A 16,562-nucleotide genomic window follows, 5' to 3' on the forward strand; every position below is an offset into this window, starting at 1 on the left:
CCGGGTGATGCCACCCTATGCCAGAGGCGGGATCATTCCCACTCAATGGTGCCGGGGGGTTTGGACGTAATGTCGTATGTCACGCGGTTGATGCCGCGCACTTCATTGACAATACGCCCGGCCACTTTGGTCAGGAAGCTCATGTCAAACGGGTAGACATCCGCAGTCATGCCATCGGTGCTGGTTACGGCGCGCAATGCGCAGGCCTGATCGTATGTACGGCCATCACCCATAACACCAACGGTACGAACCGGCAGCAGCACGGCAAAAGCCTGCCAGATAGCATCATACAGACCAGCGGCCCGGATTTCTTCCAAGAAAACCGTGTCCACTTTACGCAGCAGATCCAGCTTTTCACGCGTGATGTTGCCCGGAATACGAATAGCCAGACCCGGACCGGGGAACGGATGCCGACCGACGATCACTTCGGGAATACCCAGTTCACGCCCAAGGTCACGCACTTCATCCTTGAACAGCTCACGCAGCGGCTCAACAAGCTGCATGTTCATGCGGTCAGGCAGACCGCCCACGTTATGATGGGATTTGATGGTAACAGACGGGCCACCCGTAAAGCTTACGCTCTCGATAACATCCGGGTAGAGCGTGCCTTGTGCCAGAAACTGTGCACCACCGAGCTTGACGGCCTCTTCCTCGAACACTTCCACAAACAGCCGACCAATGGTCTTGCGTTTGATTTCGGGGTCGGTCACGCCGTCAAGCGCGGACAGGAAGATGTCCGATGCATCACGGTGGATCAGCTGAATGTTGTACTGGCCACGGAAGGTCTTGATAACCTCATCCGCCTCCCCTGCACGCAACATGCCATGATCGACAAAAATACAGGTCAGCTGCTCGCCAATGGCCTCGTGGATCAGCACGGCTGCAACTGATGAATCCACCCCGCCAGACAGACCGCAGATCACCTTGCCCGAGCCTACCTGCGCACGGATGCGGGCGATTTCCATGTCGCGGAAGCCCGCCATGGTCCATGACCCAGAGCAGCCCGCAACATTATGCGTGAAGTTTTCCAGCAGAGCAGCCCCGTGGGGCGTATGCACAACCTCGGGGTGGAACTGCACACCATAAAGGCGGCGCCCCTCATCTGCGATGACGGCAAAAGGCGCTCCCTGACTGACAGCCACCGTGCGGAACCCCGGCGGCAGAGCCACCACGCGGTCACCATGGCTCATCCAGACCTGCTCGCGCCCACCGCGTGCCCATGCGCCACGGAACAGGGCGCAGTCTTCTACAATATCCACAAAAGCACGGCCGAATTCGCGGTGCTCACCGCTTTCCACCTCACCACCGAGCTGTTTGCACATGGCCTGCTGGCCATAACAGATGCCCAGCACGGGCACTGCCATCTCAAACACCACATCCGGCACTTTAGGGGCATCCGGGCCGTTCACACTTGCCGGGCCGCCAGACAGGATAATGCCACGCGGGGAAAAGGCGCGAATTTTCTCGGCATCTGTCGTAAACGGCCAGATCTCGCAATACACGCCACTTTCACGCACACGGCGGGCAATAAGCTGCGTGACCTGACTACCAAAATCCAGAATCAGAATACGGTCATGGTGCAGGGCCTCATCCAACACAGTGGTAGAAGCGGGCTGAGCGGCATCGGACATGGGTCTGGTTTCTTTCCGGTCTGCGTCCTGGGTTGGTCTTTTGTGCAGTGCCGATACAACACACCCCAAAAGACCCACCACTTAAGTAAGTATGACAGCGGGATATAATGCCATGCGGCGGCTCCGTCACCCTATAAAACCAGAATGGTGAGGGAAACTGTTTTTCGCACAGGCTTGCAACAACCGGTTTATCATCCCAGATTCTAGCGCACACAGCACAGAAGGCTCATGCCATGAAAGACAGATACCTGCGGTTATGGACGTTTTGCTCCCTGCTAGGCATGGGCTGGGCCTGTTTTGCCCCCACCCCGGCAGCACTGGCAGCAACCTCCGCCGCCAACGACCCTTACGGAGACTGGACAGGCACACTTGTTACCGACAAAGGCCGGGACTGCCCGACCGAAGGCCCGTCCTTTATGCAGATCGAACCTGACAAAATCATTTTTGTGCCAGAAACCGGTAATCTGATCCTGCGCGGCGTGCCCAATAAAGAGCGCCAGCATTACCATGCCCAGCTTGTTTTGCAGGATGCCAGAAAACAGCCCCTACCCATGGTTTTTGAGGCCCACCCGGTAGAGGACACATTTGAGGGCGTTTATGGCACCCCCACCTGCCGCGCACATATTACGCTCCACCGCCCGGAAACCCACCCGATAGATAACTTTCTGGCACGACATTAGAAAAAATTTCAAAAAAATGAAATTTAGGGGTTGCCGACCCGCCAGAGCTCGGCTAAACACCCTCTCACGGCGCACCCGTAGCTCAACTGGATAGAGCACCAGACTACGAATCTGGGGGTTAGAGGTTCGAGTCCTCTCGGGTGCACCACATTTTCCCTACCATAAAATATGATCTGATTACAAAACTATTTTTGTAATTCTGCATTCAGTCCCCCCCCTCGTCCGCAGGCCATAAATCGCGGCGGGTCCATAGCTGTATTTCCGCTTTTTTTAAAATTGCAAAAAAGACCGCGCCCCTGTGCTGGAACGCGGTCTTTATTACCTATGGGCGTAAAATCTTACCGCGCGACGGGTTTGCACACAGCCTGCACCGGCTCGCCACTCATGACGGCTTTGGTAAACGCTGCAGAATCCTCCATGGAGGCCAGCACAGCCTGAGAATGATCCTGCCCTTTATACAGATGCGCCTGCACAAGCGTGCCTGCCTTGCAGGCATCTTTTACCAGCATCAGCTGACCCTGAGGCGCCACATCCCTGTCCGTTGTACCAATGCCCACAAACAGCGGCACATCAAGCTTGAGGGTGGGAAATTCCATAGCCTTGAACGCAGGGCTTAAAGCCTGCACCAAAGTCGGCTCAAAGGCGTTGGCGCGGGTCAGCCCTTCCGCACGGATCCGCTCCATAAGAGGACGAGCGCATATTTCTGACGCCGCATGGAACTCCGGCATGGCCCGCTCCGTAAAGGCCTGCTCCGGGTTGAATGCCGGGTTCAACCCGGCCTCGGATGCGCCAATGAGCAGGGCATATGCCACAACGGGGTCTATGCCGCTCTCACTCTTCTGCGGTTTGGCGTGCAATACGGCCTTGATTACCTCGGGGGACATGTAGGGAATACCCGTGGCCACCACACCGCGTATATGCAACGCTTGTGCATACGCTGGCGCATAGGCGGCAGAAGCAAAAGCCGCCCCCGCCCCCTGTGACTGCCCGACAACCATAATATTATTGCTCAAGTCCGGTAGCCCCGCCAGCGCCGCCCGCACACCATCAAGCACACTATAGGCTTCGGTCCGGGCATTCAGGTACGGGTGCGTACCATCACTCCCCAACCCCTGATAATCCGTGGCGACAATAGCAAAGCCACGGTGCAGCCATTCCCCCAGATATGTCTGGTCCCGAGCAGAGCGGGGGTTGCGTGAGGGGGCACAGCTATCCGCAATGCCCACGGTGCCATGGGCCCACGCAACAATCGGCCAGCCACCAGCAGGGGCAGGCCCGGCGGGGTAGATGACAACACCGGTGACAGGCACAAGGCCCGTACCCGTAACCCCGTTTGTAGAAAGATACCTGATACTGAAGGACGGACCACTCCCCTTGACCCCCAGATCGGCGGCAAGCGGCTTATACTGCGTCAACTCCCCCGCCACCTGAGCAGGCGGTGCGGCCACAGGCGGCAAGGGGGTATGGCAGGCAGTTAACGCAAGTAGGGAAACAGCGGCAACAAGGTGCTGTAAGGACTTCATGAAATACCCCTTATATGGGGCCAGTCCGCCCCATAGTGCCAAACACAGGCCCGCATGCACGCACCGGGCCAGTTTTATGCCAGAAGAGTTCCATTATCCCGCCATGGATGCAAGGACACAAAAAACCAAACACACCGTTTGCCAGCCCCCTTCCTCAGCTACTGCGCGCCACTCACGCGCCAGATGGTATTGCCCACATCATCCGCCACGAGCAGAGCGCCACTCTGGTCAATAGCAACCCCAACGGGCCGACCGTGAGCCTGCTCCTGATCGGGGGATAAAAAGCCTGTCAGCACGTCCTGCGGCATGCCTGCGGGTTTTCCTCCAACAAACGGAATGTAAATCACCTTGTACCCACTTTTGGGCCGCCGGTTCCATGACCCGTGCTGCCCCACCACAACACCGTGCTGCATGCTCTGGGGCAAAAGCCGGGCGGTGGCTGTAAAGGCCAGTCCAAGCGATGCGGTATGCGGCCCAAGCGCATAGTCCGGCACAAGAGCAGTGGCCACCAGATCAGGCCGGGGTGGTTGCACCCGCACATCCACATGCTGGCCATAATAGCTGTAAGGCCAGCCGTAAAAACCGCCTTGCCGGACCGCAGTCATATAGTCTGGCACAAGATCGCTGCCGATCTCGTCACGCTCATTCACCGCAACCCACAAGGCCCCTGTCTGCGGCTCCCAGCCCATGCCATTGGGGTTGCGCAGGCCAGTCGCATACGGCTCCAGCGTAGCAGTTTGCAGGTCCAGCCGGTCTATGCGTGCGCGGCCTTCCTCCACCGCCATGCCGTGCTCGGCCACATTGCTGTTGGACCCAACCGTAACATACAGGAACCGCCCATCCGGGCTGGCCAGAATGTTTTTGGTCCAGTGGTGATTATACCCGGCTGGCAGATCGACCACCTTTACGGGGGGTGCGGTAATATGTGTGTCCCCCGCATGGTAGGGAAATTTTACAATGGCATTGGCGTTGGCCACAAAAAGCTCATTGCCAACCAGCGCCATGCCAAAGGGAGAATGCAGATGGTCCAGCAGGACTGTCTGCAAGGTGGCATGCCCTGTGCCATGCTCATCACGCAGCAGGATGATCTTGTCCGGGCTGGGGCTCCCCGCCCCGACAGCACCCATAACAAGGCTGGCAATACGGTTTTTGACTGTCTGGATATCCGTATCTGGTGAATTGCTCTGGGCGACCAGAACATCCCCATTAGGGAGGGTATAGAGCCAGCGCGGGTGGTCCAGATGGGTAGCAAACGCCGTAACGGCCAGCCCTGCTGCAGGTGTGGGATGCTCCGCATCTTTCCAGCCTACCGGGTGGGCAATATTGACCGTGGGGAGCACCCGCCCGGCTGGGGCAGGGAGCACCGGGTCTGGCCCCATGCCCTGCGCAACACCAAGGCTCGCCCGCTCCATGCGGGAGTACTGCACCACACCACCCACCGCACCAATGCACACGGCAAGCGCGCCTACACCCAGCCAGATGCCACGATGTTTCATGACCCTACCTTCCATTTTGTTGGGAACGCACGCCATGCCTGCCCCGGAACACCACGCCCCGCATGGTGTGCGCAGCACGAGCGCTCCATAACATGAAATTTTGTTGCATCATCCCACAGAAGCACGCGTTACTTCAAACGCTCTCTACCATCACGGGAGAGGCCAACGCCTTGTTTTGAGAACAATCATGTTCATACAGCCTCTTGCTCCTGTGGGTCATAGCCTGCTGCTTTCATTTATTGTGGCCGCATGCCCCATTCTTGTTACCCTGTTCATGATGGGGGTTTTACGCCGCCCTGCCTGGCAGTCTTCCCTCGGGGGGCTGCTTGTAGGGCTGGTCATTGCTATTGGCGTATGGGGGCTGCCCCCGGCTCTGGCGGCGGCCAGCATTGCCAATGGTGTGGTTTTTTCGCTCCTGCCGGTCATGTGGATCGCACTTTGCGCGCTGCTCCTGTTCAATGTGGCCGTGCATAATGGGCGGTTTGATGCCTTCAGGGGCTGGATTATCCGGCACGTCCCCAATGACCGGCGCATTATTCTTATTGTGCTTGGCTTCTGCTTCAGCGCCGCTCTTGAAGGGGTTGCCGGGTTTGGCACACCTGTGGCCATTACCAGCGCCCTGCTGATTCTGCTTGGTTTTCCCGCACTGGACGCCCTGACCTATGTGCTCATCTTCAATTCCGCACCTGTGGCGTTCGGGGGCTTGGGTATTCCTGTCACCGTGCTGGGCTCCATTACCGGGCTGCCACCAGATGTGCTGGGGGCAACCATTGGCCGCCAGTTAACACCCTTTGCCTGCCTTATTCCCTTTTATGTCATGGCGCTGTATGGCGGCTGGCGCTCTGTACGGCAGACGTGGCCCATTCTGCTTGTGGCAGGGGGAAGTTTTGCCCTGACCTTGCTGGTTATCTCCGGCGCGGGGCTGTACAGCCTGAGCAATGTGCTCTCCTCAAGCGTGTCACTCGTGGCCAGCATTGTGTTCCTGCGCATCTGGCAGCCAGCACCTGACCCTGACTACGCCATAGACCTGAGCCAGATAGACCATAAGGATGGTGCCCAAACTGCCCCCGTACCACTCTGGCAGGGGTGGATTCCGTGGGTTACGGTCATTTGTGTGGTTATCGCGTGGGATGGGCTGCACATTGCGCGCATTGGAGCACTTCCCGTGCACTGGCCGGGGCTGGACAATGCTGTTTTCATCTCGCTGTATAAATCGGTTTATGCTGCGGTGTGGAAGTTTGAACCCCTTGGCACGGGAACGGCCATTCTGGTTTCTGCCATTCTCAGCGCCATATTCACCCGCACCTCCCTCCGCCAGTTTGGCGCGGCCATTACCACGACCATACGGCAGGCATGGCTGGCGGTTGTGACTGTAGCCCTGACCATTGGCCTTGCTTTTTTGATGAACTATTCAGGCATGACCTACACGTTGGGATATGCCGTGTCTTCCACGGGCATGCTGTTCCCACTTGTTTCGGTTTTTCTGGGCTGGATCGCCGTATTCCTTACAGGGAGCGATACATCGGGCAATGCCCTGTTTGGCAATTTACAGGTTGCCGCAGCGCATCAGCTCTCGCTCGACCCTGTTCTGTTTGCCTCGGCCAACTCCTCCGGCGGGGTCATGGGCAAGATGATCTCGCCCCAGAACATTACCACCGGCGTGTCCGTAACATCGCTCAAGGGGCAGGAGGGCGTTGTGCTGGCACGCACCTTCAAGCACAGCCTGTTCCTGACCTTCTGCATGGGTGTGCTGGTGGTGATCCAGCAGTTTGTCCTGCACTAGCCACCACACCCGCGCGCACCACCAAACAGTGTGGCGCGCGGGCTGTTTTTGCTCAGGCCCCAGCGACCGGCTGGAGAATATGGATCTGCAAGGGTGCTGCAAGCTGCCCTTCCAGAGCCGCCGCGAGCGCTTTAAAATGCGGTGTTTCCATATGGTCCGCCAGCGCCTGCCTGCTGGCCCAGCGTTCAATAAAAATCAGTGTCTGCGGGTCATCCAGATCGCGGTTGGGCACATACTGGTGGTTTGTGGCCTCTGCGCGGGACGGAGCAGTACAGGCGGCCATGGCCTTTGCCACGGTCTCCTCACAGCCTGCTTTGGTCTTGAGAATGGCAACAACCGTAATTTCATCACTCATGGGTCTGACCTTTATCTTTCACAAAAGAGGCAATATCGGGCATGATAGGAAAATGACAGCCCGCTGACTACCGGCCCGTAACCTGTTTTTACACCCCCCGACCGCCTGCTGCGCAATTGCTGGCTTGGAGGGAGCGGGTACGCCCTTTATAGTCCTCCGCAGACCCACCTTGCCGGTGGGCGGTTCCTGCCCGGATGTTCCTGAACGCAAACCGCCCTGTCCACTGGCCCCTCACGCACCGGATTGACCCCTCCATGCTTCCTGTTCTGATGTTTCCACAGTTCGACCCGGTGCTGGTGCATTTCGGGCCATTGGCTGTGCGCTGGTATGCCCTGTCCTATATTCTGGGCATTGTTCTGGGCATTATGCTGCTGCGCAAACTGCTGCTCCTGCGCCCACGCGCAGGCACAACAGAACTGGCTGACGATTTTTTGACATGGGTAACCATTGGCGTGCTTTTGGGCGGACGGCTTGGGTATGTGCTGTTCTACCAGCCGAGCTATTACCTCAGCCACCCCGTTTCCATACTGGAAGTGTGGCATGGCGGCATGTCCTTCCATGGTGGCGCGCTGGGGGTCATTACCGCCATGGTGCTGTTTACCTGGCGCTACAAGCTCAATTTTCTGGCATTTGCCGACCGTGTCACCGTGGCTGTGCCCATCGGGCTGGGTCTGGGGCGTCTGGCCAACTTCATTAACGGTGAACTCTGGGGGCGCGAGGCACCGGCAAGCCTGCCATGGGCCATGATTTTTCCCACAGGGGGGCCTGTCCCGCGCCACCCCTCCCAGCTGTATGAAAGCCTGACCGAAGGGCTTTTGCTGTTCCTGATCCTTTTTACCATCTCGCGCCGTCAATCCGTGCGTGAACGCCCGGGTTATCTGGCTGGCATATTCCTTATCGGGTATGGCTGTGCGCGGTCTTTCTGCGAGTTCTTCCGCGAGCCGGATTCCTTTCTGGGCTATCTGCCCGGCGGCATAACCATGGGGCAACTCCTGTGCCTGCCCATGCTGGCCGCGGGCCTTGTGCTGATTGTGAACGCCCGCCGCCAGCCCATTTACACCGGCCTGCCCGAGCCCCAAGATCAACCCGCTGAACAAAACTGAACGGACCTATGGCACCACACATCTACCACGCTGAGCGACTTGACCACTTCATGGCGCGGGTGAACGCCCAGTATTATGCCGAGACACCGTTCCTGTCGGACTTTATTACCGCGCCCGAAATTTCTCAGGTTTTTGGCGAACTGCTGGGTGCGTGGGCCATTACGGTCTGGCAGGGCATGGGCAGCCCGCCAAAACTGATTCTGGCCGAAGCAGGGCCGGGCCGGGGTACACTCATGGCTGATGCGCTGCGGGTCATTCTGCGGCAGGCCCCCGCAATGGCTGAGGGCCTGAGCGTACATCTGGTCGAAACATCCCCCCGGCTGCGGCAGGTGCAGGCCGAAATCTTGCAACCTTACACGCAACCCGTGTGGCACAAGCATGTGGAGGACATACCCGCAGGCCCCATGATTCTGCTGGCCAACGAGTTTTTGGACGCGCTCCCCGTCCGCCAGTTCATCCAGACCAGCACGGGCTGGCATGAACACTACGTGGCCAACAAAACACTGGAGCTGATCTCCTGCGCGCCTCCCTCCCTGCCGGACAGCCGCGTGCTTGAACCCAATACCGTTGTCGAGATTTGCGAGCAGGCACAGCATATTGTGCGCGGGCTTGCCCACCGGTTCAGCCATTCCCCCGGCGCGGCCCTGTTTATTGACTACGGGCACAGCACAGATTCAACGGGCGATTCCTTGCAGGCCCTGCGCCATGCGCGGCCGACCCCCCCCCTTCAGGCTGAGGAAGGTGAGGCGGACCTGACCACCCATGTGGACTTTACAGCCCTGCTTGCCGTAGCCCGCAAGGCGGAAGTGCCCTCCTACGGAACCGAAAATCAGGGCGACTTCCTACAGCATCTGGGGCTTATGGAACGGACGGAGCAACTGGCAGGCAAAGCCTCCGCGCAGGATGCGGCCATGCTGCGCTCTGCGGCAAACCGGCTCTCCGCCCCCGATAAAATGGGGGTGTTGTTCAAGGTCATGGCCATAACCTCCCCCACGCTGCCGGTCCCGCCCGGCTTTACAAAAGGCCCGGTTGCATGAGCAGTGCTCCCACACCCCCCTTTAGTCTGGCTCCGCTGACCAGCCCGCTGCTGGGGCAGGCACGGCACGGCTTTTTTACCCGCGAGGGGGGCGTATCCACCGGCCCCTACGCCAGCCTGAACTGCTCCACACGCTCGGGGGACACGGCAGAAAACCTTGCCCAGAACCGTGCGCGTGTTGCCAGCCACATGGGGGTGCAGGCAGGTTGCCTGCTGGGAGTAACGCAGGTGCATGGCCCAGCGGTCATAACCGCCACTACAGCCTGGGCCGCAGGTCAGGGGGCTGAGGCAGATGCGCTGGTAACCAGCAACCCCGATCTGGCAATTGGCGTTATTACGGCTGACTGCGCGCCTGTCCTGTTCAGCACCGCACAGGGTACCGTTGTTGGGGCAGCCCATGCTGGCTGGCGCGGTGCGTTAAGCGGTGTTCTGGAAGCGACAATAGAGGCCATGCTGGCACTTGGTGCCACGCGGGAGAGCCTGAGTGCCGTCGTAGGCCCCTGCATTGCGCAGGAAAGCTACGAGACAGCCGAAGACATGCACACAACCATTACCAGCACAGACAGGCAGGCCGCCCGCTTTTTTGCCCCCGGCAAACGGGCTGGCCATTACCAGTTTGATCTAGCCGGGTGGTGCGTGTTCCGCCTCCAGCGTGCTGGCATCCGGCATGCTGTTGCTCTGGGTGTGGATACACTCACGGACGAAGCACGTTTTTTCAGCCACAGGCGGCGTACTCTTGCTGGCGGTGGCCCTATCGGACACCAGATTTCTGCCATTGCTACAGGACCCCGTAACTCATGACAGGCCGCCTGAAGCCTTTACGCCTTGCCCTTCCCTGCTCTGCCCTGCTGCTGCTTAGCGGATGTCTGGATGTGCCGCATCCCTTTGCCCATTCGGGCAAAAACGGGCCGGGGCTGGCCACAAACGCCCCTCCTTCCCGGCTGGATGTGCCAACACCCCCCAATGCCCTGCTCTCCAACGCCAATGCAGAGCTATGGGCAAAAGATGTTGCACAGGCACTGCTCCAGCAGACCATTCCCGCCATAGCCCAGCCGACCCGCAAGGGGGACTGGTGGCTGAATATGCAGGCCGAACTGCGCAACGGGCAGGTGGTGCCGGTCTATACCGTCATGACCCCCCAGAACACAGTCCGCGCCACACAGGAAGGCAGCCCCGTACCCGTTGCGCAATGGTCTGCCGGAGATCAGGCATTTTTTGCACTGGTCGCGCAGGATGCGGCCAACCGCATTACCACGGCCCTGACCGGCATTCAGGCTGACGACATGGAAAAAGACCCGCACAGCCTCAAACACCGTGCCGCACGGGTTTATTTTACTGGTGTTAGTGGCGCACCGGGGGATGGAAATACATCGCTCGCGCAGGCCTTTACCGCCGCCTTCCGCGACAGTGCAGACACGCTCCAGAACTCTGCTAAAAATGCTGATTTTATTGTAACCACTACCGTAAAGCTGACCCCCGGCCCAGCAGGCACCACTGGCCACCCCCAGCAGCATATAGAGATTGTCTGGCGGGTTGTGGATGCAGGCGGCAAAGAAGCAGGAGCCGCAACGCAACTCCACGATATAGACGCCCACTCGCTCGACCAGTACTGGGGGGATGTTGCCGTGGCCGCAGCGCAGGAGGCCGCAGCCGCCACCAAGCAGATTATTGACCGCTATTCAGGCCGAGACAATGCCCCTCTGGCAGCCCCGGGCGCACCTGCCTCCGCGACAAAAACCGCGCAGCCTGCTCCGGCTGGCTGAGCCAGCGCCCCCCCACAGCCCGCCGCAGGTTATGAATTTTTAAAACCGCTCAGGGCTGGGACTGGGGGGATATAACAACACACCCACTCAACTTGCGGCAGGCCTCCACGGCATCGGTATGGGACAGGTTGATCAGACGCGCCCGATATAAGCGCCCTTTTTTGGCCTGTACCATCGCAATCTGCGCATGTGCGCCGGACAGAGCGCTACTTTGCTGCTGTGCTCGCCCCGATGCCTGCTGCGCCAGAGCGGCAGACCCAAAGGCGCCGACCTGAATAGCCCAGTTTCTGACGTCCACCCCCCGCACCTTTTTGCTCAGCAAGGGTGCAGGCTCCGCATGAACACTGGGGAAAAGCCTTAAATTCCCGCCTGTACGCCCCGTTCCCACAGCCATTCTGGCCGGTTCCGGCGCGGGCTGTACGGATTCGGCCGCAGGGGTGGCATCATCCACCGGCTCTTCCGCTGCCTGCGCCACCTGTATTGGGGTATCCGGTGTTGTCTGCGCCGTTGCCCCCAGCCGTTTAGCCCAGATTGCCCGGACATCGGCCGGGCTTTCCGTCAGCCCATCCACCTTTGTTTTACGTGAAACAGGGTGCCAGTCCTGCCCATAACTGGCCGAAGATGCTGGGGTCGTATCCGCCCCGTCATCCCCGATCGCATCAGCCACCTGCACGGGCTGCATACTCCCCTGCCCCTGCTGCCTGTTTGACCACGCTGCACGCACGGCACTGATGCCACCTTGCTGGCGAGCATACCCCCCCGCCGTTGCACTTTGTGTAAAGGTGTCATGGCTTGCGACCTGCATATCGGCCTGCGAGCGGTTGAGGGGCGAAATGCCCACAATCCGCCGCCCGATGGAGGCCACGTAGTTCCGCGTCTCCTTTGGCAAGGTGCGGTTGCGGGTGATAAAATCCTCCAGACGCCCCGGCCCTGCATTATATGCCGCCAGAAAACCCGGAGAGCCATAAACATCGTACAACTGCCGTAAATACGCCGTACCCGCCATAATGTTATCGTGTGGTTCGTAGGCATCTCCCCCCAGATTATAGGCGGCGCGCATCTCATCATACGTTGGGGGCATAAGCTGCATCAGCCCCATGGCACCGGGGCCAGAAGTGACCAGTTGACCATCGTGGAACAGCTTGCCACCCGATTCCTGCTGGATAACTGCGCGCACCCACTCCTCTGGCACATCAAAGCGCTTGGAGGCCTCGCGGATATACGGCCCCCACGGGTCGTCCGCCGGGCCGGGTGGAGCGTAATAGGAGCGGGCATGGGCGCGGTAAAATTCGGCTTCCTGCGCAATGGGCACATCCATGTCGCTGCCACCGGGCTGGCTGGCGCAGGCAGCAAGCAAAGCCAGCAGGCCAAGAGCCGCAGCCCCCTTTATGGCGCGTATGGGTTTGCGGGGCCGACTGGGGGCACAGCAGTCTTGCATCTGGGGGAGCGCCTGTGTGCCTGTCATGCTGTCCAATCCATCCTTGCCGTAGCACAGGAAATCTGGCCTGATCCACGCCCGGTCCCGCATGATCCCGCCAGAAAATACGGCCCTGTATTTATACGGACCCTACCCCACATGCAACAAAACGCTTGTGCCGCCCCACTGCGCGCATCTTGATCCAAACCGACTCTGATTTGTGCAAACACAACAGGCATGACCACTTTGCAATGACCCAAGCAGACACAAAAACCATTTGACCCGTAGCAGCAGGGCACACGCCTGTAGCGCCCAATATGGCTAATTTTATGGCAGACACATCTGTCCGCCACACACCGGCCTGCACCGCATTACCCTTGGGGCGGTTATTACAAAAAGCGGATCAGTTTAAGCAAAAACCATGTGCCCATCATGATAAGGAAGCACAACCCACCAGCATCGACCGTACCCCATGTGCCATTTGTCAGGAACATGCCGCCGGTATTCATACCAAAAAAGCCCGTCACCAGCGTTGCGGGCAGCATAAGAATGGTGCCTACGGTCAAAATATACAGACGCCGGTTGGTCTCTTCCGCCTGATTGGACGTCAGCTCGTCCTGCAAGGAGCGGGCACGGTCCTGTAGGGCCAGAAGGTCATCGAGTGCCGCATGCACCTGCCGGTGAGAGCGGTCCTTCAGGTCATCTTCCGCCCATTCGGGCAGTTCGAGTTCTTCATCACGGAAAATACGATCCACTGGGGCCAGAACACGCCGCAACTCCGTGGAGCGGCGGCGCACCATACCCAGCAGACCGCTCATACGGCCCAGGTCCGTATCCCGGTCGAGCATGAGCAGCACATCCTCCGCCCGGTCAAGCTGGTCATCCAGCCGGGCAAAGTCACGCCGCAAGGTATCGGCAAATTCCAGCAGGGCACGGTCCACCACCCTGGCAGGGGAGCGGGGCACAAGCCCCCGCTTGAGTTCGTGGAACACCACGCCAAGAGCGGGTATGGGGTGGCGGCGGGTTGTCAGCAGCAGGTCAGGCTCAAGGGCAAACCGCCATGTGCTGACATTACGGTCATCATCAGTCGACGTATCATCAAACGCGGGGAGTGCGCCAAAAACAATATCCCCCTCGTTTTCCAGACGTGTGCTGCGCTCAAGGTTGGTAAGCACCTGCCGCACTTCCTCGGGTAGGGAGGGAATGGTTTCAATCTGATGGCGGGACATGGTGTGGACGATATCAAAATGGAACCACGCCCATCCCCCTCCCTCAGCAAACTCGGGGGGAAAATTGCCCGTGGTGAGCCGATGGACCACCACATCGCGCTCCAACTCCTGCGGTTCCTGCCCGGGACGGCAGTAAATGGCCCATACCAGACCATCACGCAGGAGGGTCCCCCCCTCAGAGAGCAGGTCCGTCAGTGGAGATAAGGTGGTTCCAGCCAATTCCGCTCTCCCTGCTCTGCTCATCTCTTATAGGGGGTTTTTTCCAATGCACCGCAGCGCGGCTTATCTTGCAGCGACAATCTCGCCCAAAAAAGTTTCAACACGCACAAGCCACACAAAAAGGGGAGCGGTCAACCACCCCTCCCCTTTCTTTCCCATTATTTAAAGGGAACGTATTGTTGGCCTGCGTGGCGTGGCGGCCCGCTCCTGCCGGGGCCGTGCTGCCGTGCCGCTCCGGTTGGAAGCCTTGAGCACAGGGGCTGCTGTCAGCTCTGCTTCAAGCTGGGCAATACGTTTGCGCACGCTCTCCTTCAATGCAGGGGAGGTGTGGGACTTCATGGCAGCCAGCGTTTCCTTCAGGTCACGCAGCTGCTTCTGTTTTTCCGGCAGGGAACGCCGGATTGGCTGGTTATCAGACATCTGGCCGCGATAAGCGCGCATGAACAGATCCTCCATCAAATCAAGACCATGCGGCTGGGGCTGCGGCATGGTTTATGTCTTCAAAATTTAATACCCGACCCGGTGTACGCCTGCCGCTTTGCTATGCGGTACAGGCCCGACCAGAGCCGTGACGACTGGACGAATTGAGCAGACAGTTTTTACGAATTGCGAAGAACACTGTCGCGCAAAACATCCAGCAACGCCTGACACTGCTCTTGTGTTCCAACCGTAATGCGCAACCACGCCATTGTGCGTTCGCCTTTAAGGTGGCGGACCAGAATGGCCCGTGACCTTAGCTGCGCGGCCAGTTCTCCTGCATCACGGTCAGGGTGGCGAGTGTAAACAAAGTTTGCCGTGGACGGCAAGACTTCAAAACCAAGTGCCTCCAGCCCTTCGCTCAACAGGGTACGGTTGGTAACCACCTGCTGCACACCTTGGGCAAACCACGCCTCATCCTCCACCGAAGCCAGCGCCCCGACCTGCGCCAGACGGTCCAGAGGATAGGAATTAAAACTGTCCTTGACCCGCACAAGGGCCTCGATCAGGTCCGGCTGGCCAAAGGCAAAGCCCACCCGTGCGCCCGCCAGTGCGCGGGATTTGGAGAAAGTCTGCACAACCAGCAGGTTAGGGTATTCGCGGACCAGCTCCACAGCGCTCTGGGCGCCAAAATCCACATAGGCTTCATCCACCAGCACCACGCGCTCGGGGTGCATCTCCAGCAACCTGCGAATGGCGTCCAGCCCCAGCGCAATCCCGGTGGGCGCGTTGGGGTTTGCAATGACTACACCACTGCACGGGCCTGCATAGTCTTCCACCACAATGCGCATGTCAGCACTCAGGGGCACCATGCGGTAAGGCAGTTTGTACAGACCGCAATACACCTTGTAAAAACTGTAACTCACATCGGGGAAGAGCAGCGGCTCCCCGTGGGCGAACAGAGCCTGAAACGCATGGGCAAGCACTTCGTCCGAGCCATTGCCAACAAACACATGCTCCGCACCAAGGCCAACACGCTTGCCCAGCGCCGTGCGCAACGCCAGTGCCTCGGGGTCCGGGTACAGGCGCAGACTGTCATCTGTTGCAGCTTTTATGGCCTCCAGCGCCCTAGGGGACGGGCCATAGGGCAGCTCATTGGTGTTCAGCTTGATCAGATTGGCAATCTTGGGCTGCTCCCCCGGCACATAGGGCGTAAGGGTGTGAACAAGAGGGCTCCAGAAGCGGCTCATGCTGATCATTCCATAGACAAAAAGTTAAACGGCCTGCGCTGGCAGGCCGTTGCTCAAAAAAGGCTTCGCTCACAACGGACTGGCACGCTCCTGCGCGCCATGCCCCTGCGCTTACTATCAGGCAGAAACGCCTACCGCTTTTTTCAAATCCTGCAAGAGCGCACCATTCCCCTGCCTCTGGGCCAGATCAAGGGCACTCAGCCCCTCACCATCACGGAGCAGCACATTCGCCCCGGCACCAAGGAGCGCGCGGGCAACATCATCACGCCCGAACATGACGGCAAACATAAGCGGTGTACGGCCCACAGCGTTGGCGGCGTCCACCTCCGCCCCCGCCTCAAGCAGCATGTTTGCCAGAACGACATCGCCTTTAAAGGCGACTCCACTGAGCGCGGTAGAGCCTTTTTCATCCTGCAAATTGGTATCGGCACCGCGGTCAAGCAGCACGCGCACCGCATCCCTGTGCCCGTTATAGGCGGCCAGAATCAGCGGGGTGTAGCCCTTTTCCATCCTCTGGTTCGGGTTCATCCCCGCATCCAGAAAACGGGCAAGAAGGTCCGCATCCCCTTCTCTGGCAGCGTTAATGAACAGGGCTTCCACCTGCTCGCGCGTAAAAGCCTGCCCGCCTTCTCCGGCTGCCGGATTGGCGGGGGCCTGCCC

15 protein-coding genes and 1 tRNA gene are annotated in these 16,562 nt (G+C 59.3%); 7 read left to right on the top strand and 9 right to left on the bottom strand.

What is annotated here, in order from left to right; genetic code table 11:
* Positions 1 to 32 precede the first annotated feature (32 nt).
* Positions 33 to 1,631, bottom strand: a complete 1,599-nt coding sequence (guaA, locus tag HK26_RS10075; RefSeq protein ID WP_086639660.1) for a glutamine-hydrolyzing GMP synthase — start codon at positions 1,629 to 1,631, stop codon at positions 33 to 35.
* Between the two features lie 233 nt (positions 1,632 to 1,864).
* Between guaA and HK26_RS10080 the strand changes: the two genes are divergently transcribed.
* Both HK26_RS10080 and HK26_RS10085 read left to right on the top strand, forming a co-directional pair.
* Positions 1,865 to 2,311, top strand: coding sequence for a hypothetical protein (locus tag HK26_RS10080; RefSeq protein WP_257640965.1), 447 nt, complete (start codon positions 1,865 to 1,867; stop codon positions 2,309 to 2,311).
* A 71-nt stretch (positions 2,312 to 2,382) separates the two neighbouring features.
* Positions 2,383 to 2,459: transfer RNA gene (locus HK26_RS10085), tRNA-Arg, on the top strand.
* Between the two features lie 190 nt (positions 2,460 to 2,649).
* Here HK26_RS10085 and HK26_RS10090 read toward each other — a convergent pair.
* Both HK26_RS10090 and HK26_RS10095 read right to left on the bottom strand, forming a co-directional pair.
* Positions 2,650 to 3,834 (bottom strand): lipase family protein, encoded by a 1,185-nt coding sequence (locus tag HK26_RS10090; RefSeq protein ID WP_086639661.1) that lies wholly within the window; start codon positions 3,832 to 3,834, stop codon positions 2,650 to 2,652.
* A gap of 158 nt (positions 3,835 to 3,992) precedes the next feature.
* Positions 3,993 to 5,330 (bottom strand): PQQ-dependent sugar dehydrogenase, encoded by a 1,338-nt coding sequence (locus HK26_RS10095; RefSeq protein ID WP_086639662.1) that lies wholly within the window; start codon positions 5,328 to 5,330, stop codon positions 3,993 to 3,995.
* A 187-nt stretch (positions 5,331 to 5,517) separates the two neighbouring features.
* Here HK26_RS10095 and HK26_RS10100 point away from each other — a divergent pair, with 187 nt between their 5' ends.
* Complete coding sequence (locus HK26_RS10100) at positions 5,518 to 7,113, top strand: L-lactate permease (protein ID WP_086639663.1); 1,596 nt, start codon at positions 5,518 to 5,520, stop codon at positions 7,111 to 7,113.
* 52 nt (positions 7,114 to 7,165) lie between these two features.
* Here the strand turns inward: HK26_RS10100 and HK26_RS10105 are convergent, their stop codons facing one another.
* Positions 7,166 to 7,468, bottom strand: coding sequence for a putative quinol monooxygenase (locus HK26_RS10105; RefSeq protein ID WP_086639664.1), 303 nt, complete (start codon positions 7,466 to 7,468; stop codon positions 7,166 to 7,168).
* 254 nt (positions 7,469 to 7,722) lie between these two features.
* On the opposite strand from HK26_RS10105, the gene lgt reads away from it, so the two are divergent.
* Genes lgt through HK26_RS10125 form a run of 4 tightly spaced genes read left to right on the top strand, consistent with a single transcriptional unit; the run spans position 7,723 to position 11,370 of the window.
* On the top strand, positions 7,723 to 8,571 hold the full coding sequence (lgt, locus tag HK26_RS10110) for a prolipoprotein diacylglyceryl transferase (RefSeq protein ID WP_086639679.1): 849 nt from the start codon (positions 7,723 to 7,725) through the stop codon (positions 8,569 to 8,571).
* An 8-nt stretch (positions 8,572 to 8,579) separates the two neighbouring features.
* On the top strand, positions 8,580 to 9,608 hold the full coding sequence (locus tag HK26_RS10115) for a class I SAM-dependent methyltransferase (RefSeq protein ID WP_086639665.1): 1,029 nt from the start codon (positions 8,580 to 8,582) through the stop codon (positions 9,606 to 9,608).
* A complete protein-coding gene (gene pgeF, locus HK26_RS10120) occupies positions 9,605 to 10,408 on the top strand; it encodes a peptidoglycan editing factor PgeF (protein ID WP_086639666.1) in 804 nt (267 codons plus the stop codon). Before HK26_RS10115 ends, pgeF begins: the two co-directional genes overlap by 4 nt.
* A complete protein-coding gene (locus HK26_RS10125) occupies positions 10,405 to 11,370 on the top strand; it encodes a hypothetical protein (RefSeq protein WP_086639667.1) in 966 nt (321 codons plus the stop codon). The genes pgeF and HK26_RS10125 overlap by 4 nt, the downstream gene beginning before the upstream one ends.
* Before the next feature lie 49 nt (positions 11,371 to 11,419).
* Here HK26_RS10125 and HK26_RS10130 read toward each other — a convergent pair whose 3' ends face one another.
* From HK26_RS10130 to HK26_RS10150, 5 genes are all read right to left on the bottom strand, one after another.
* Complete coding sequence (locus HK26_RS10130; RefSeq protein WP_086639680.1) at positions 11,420 to 12,835, bottom strand: lytic transglycosylase domain-containing protein; 1,416 nt, start codon at positions 12,833 to 12,835, stop codon at positions 11,420 to 11,422.
* 341 nt (positions 12,836 to 13,176) lie between these two features.
* Positions 13,177 to 14,235, bottom strand: a complete 1,059-nt coding sequence (locus tag HK26_RS10135) for a transporter (protein WP_374188242.1) — start codon at positions 14,233 to 14,235, stop codon at positions 13,177 to 13,179.
* A 162-nt stretch (positions 14,236 to 14,397) separates the two neighbouring features.
* Positions 14,398 to 14,676: a hypothetical protein gene (locus HK26_RS10140; RefSeq protein ID WP_086639681.1), complete on the bottom strand. Its 279-nt coding sequence runs from the start codon at positions 14,674 to 14,676 to the stop codon at positions 14,398 to 14,400.
* Between the two features lie 158 nt (positions 14,677 to 14,834).
* Positions 14,835 to 15,902, bottom strand: a complete 1,068-nt coding sequence (hisC, locus tag HK26_RS10145; RefSeq protein WP_086639682.1) for a histidinol-phosphate transaminase — start codon at positions 15,900 to 15,902, stop codon at positions 14,835 to 14,837.
* A 117-nt stretch (positions 15,903 to 16,019) separates the two neighbouring features.
* Positions 16,020 to 16,562 (bottom strand): ankyrin repeat domain-containing protein (locus tag HK26_RS10150; RefSeq protein ID WP_257640966.1); only part of this gene is annotated, 543 nt, incomplete at its 5' end.

This window comes from Acetobacter okinawensis (assembly GCF_002153655.1).
Classification (GTDB): domain Bacteria; phylum Pseudomonadota; class Alphaproteobacteria; order Acetobacterales; family Acetobacteraceae; genus Acetobacter; species Acetobacter okinawensis_A.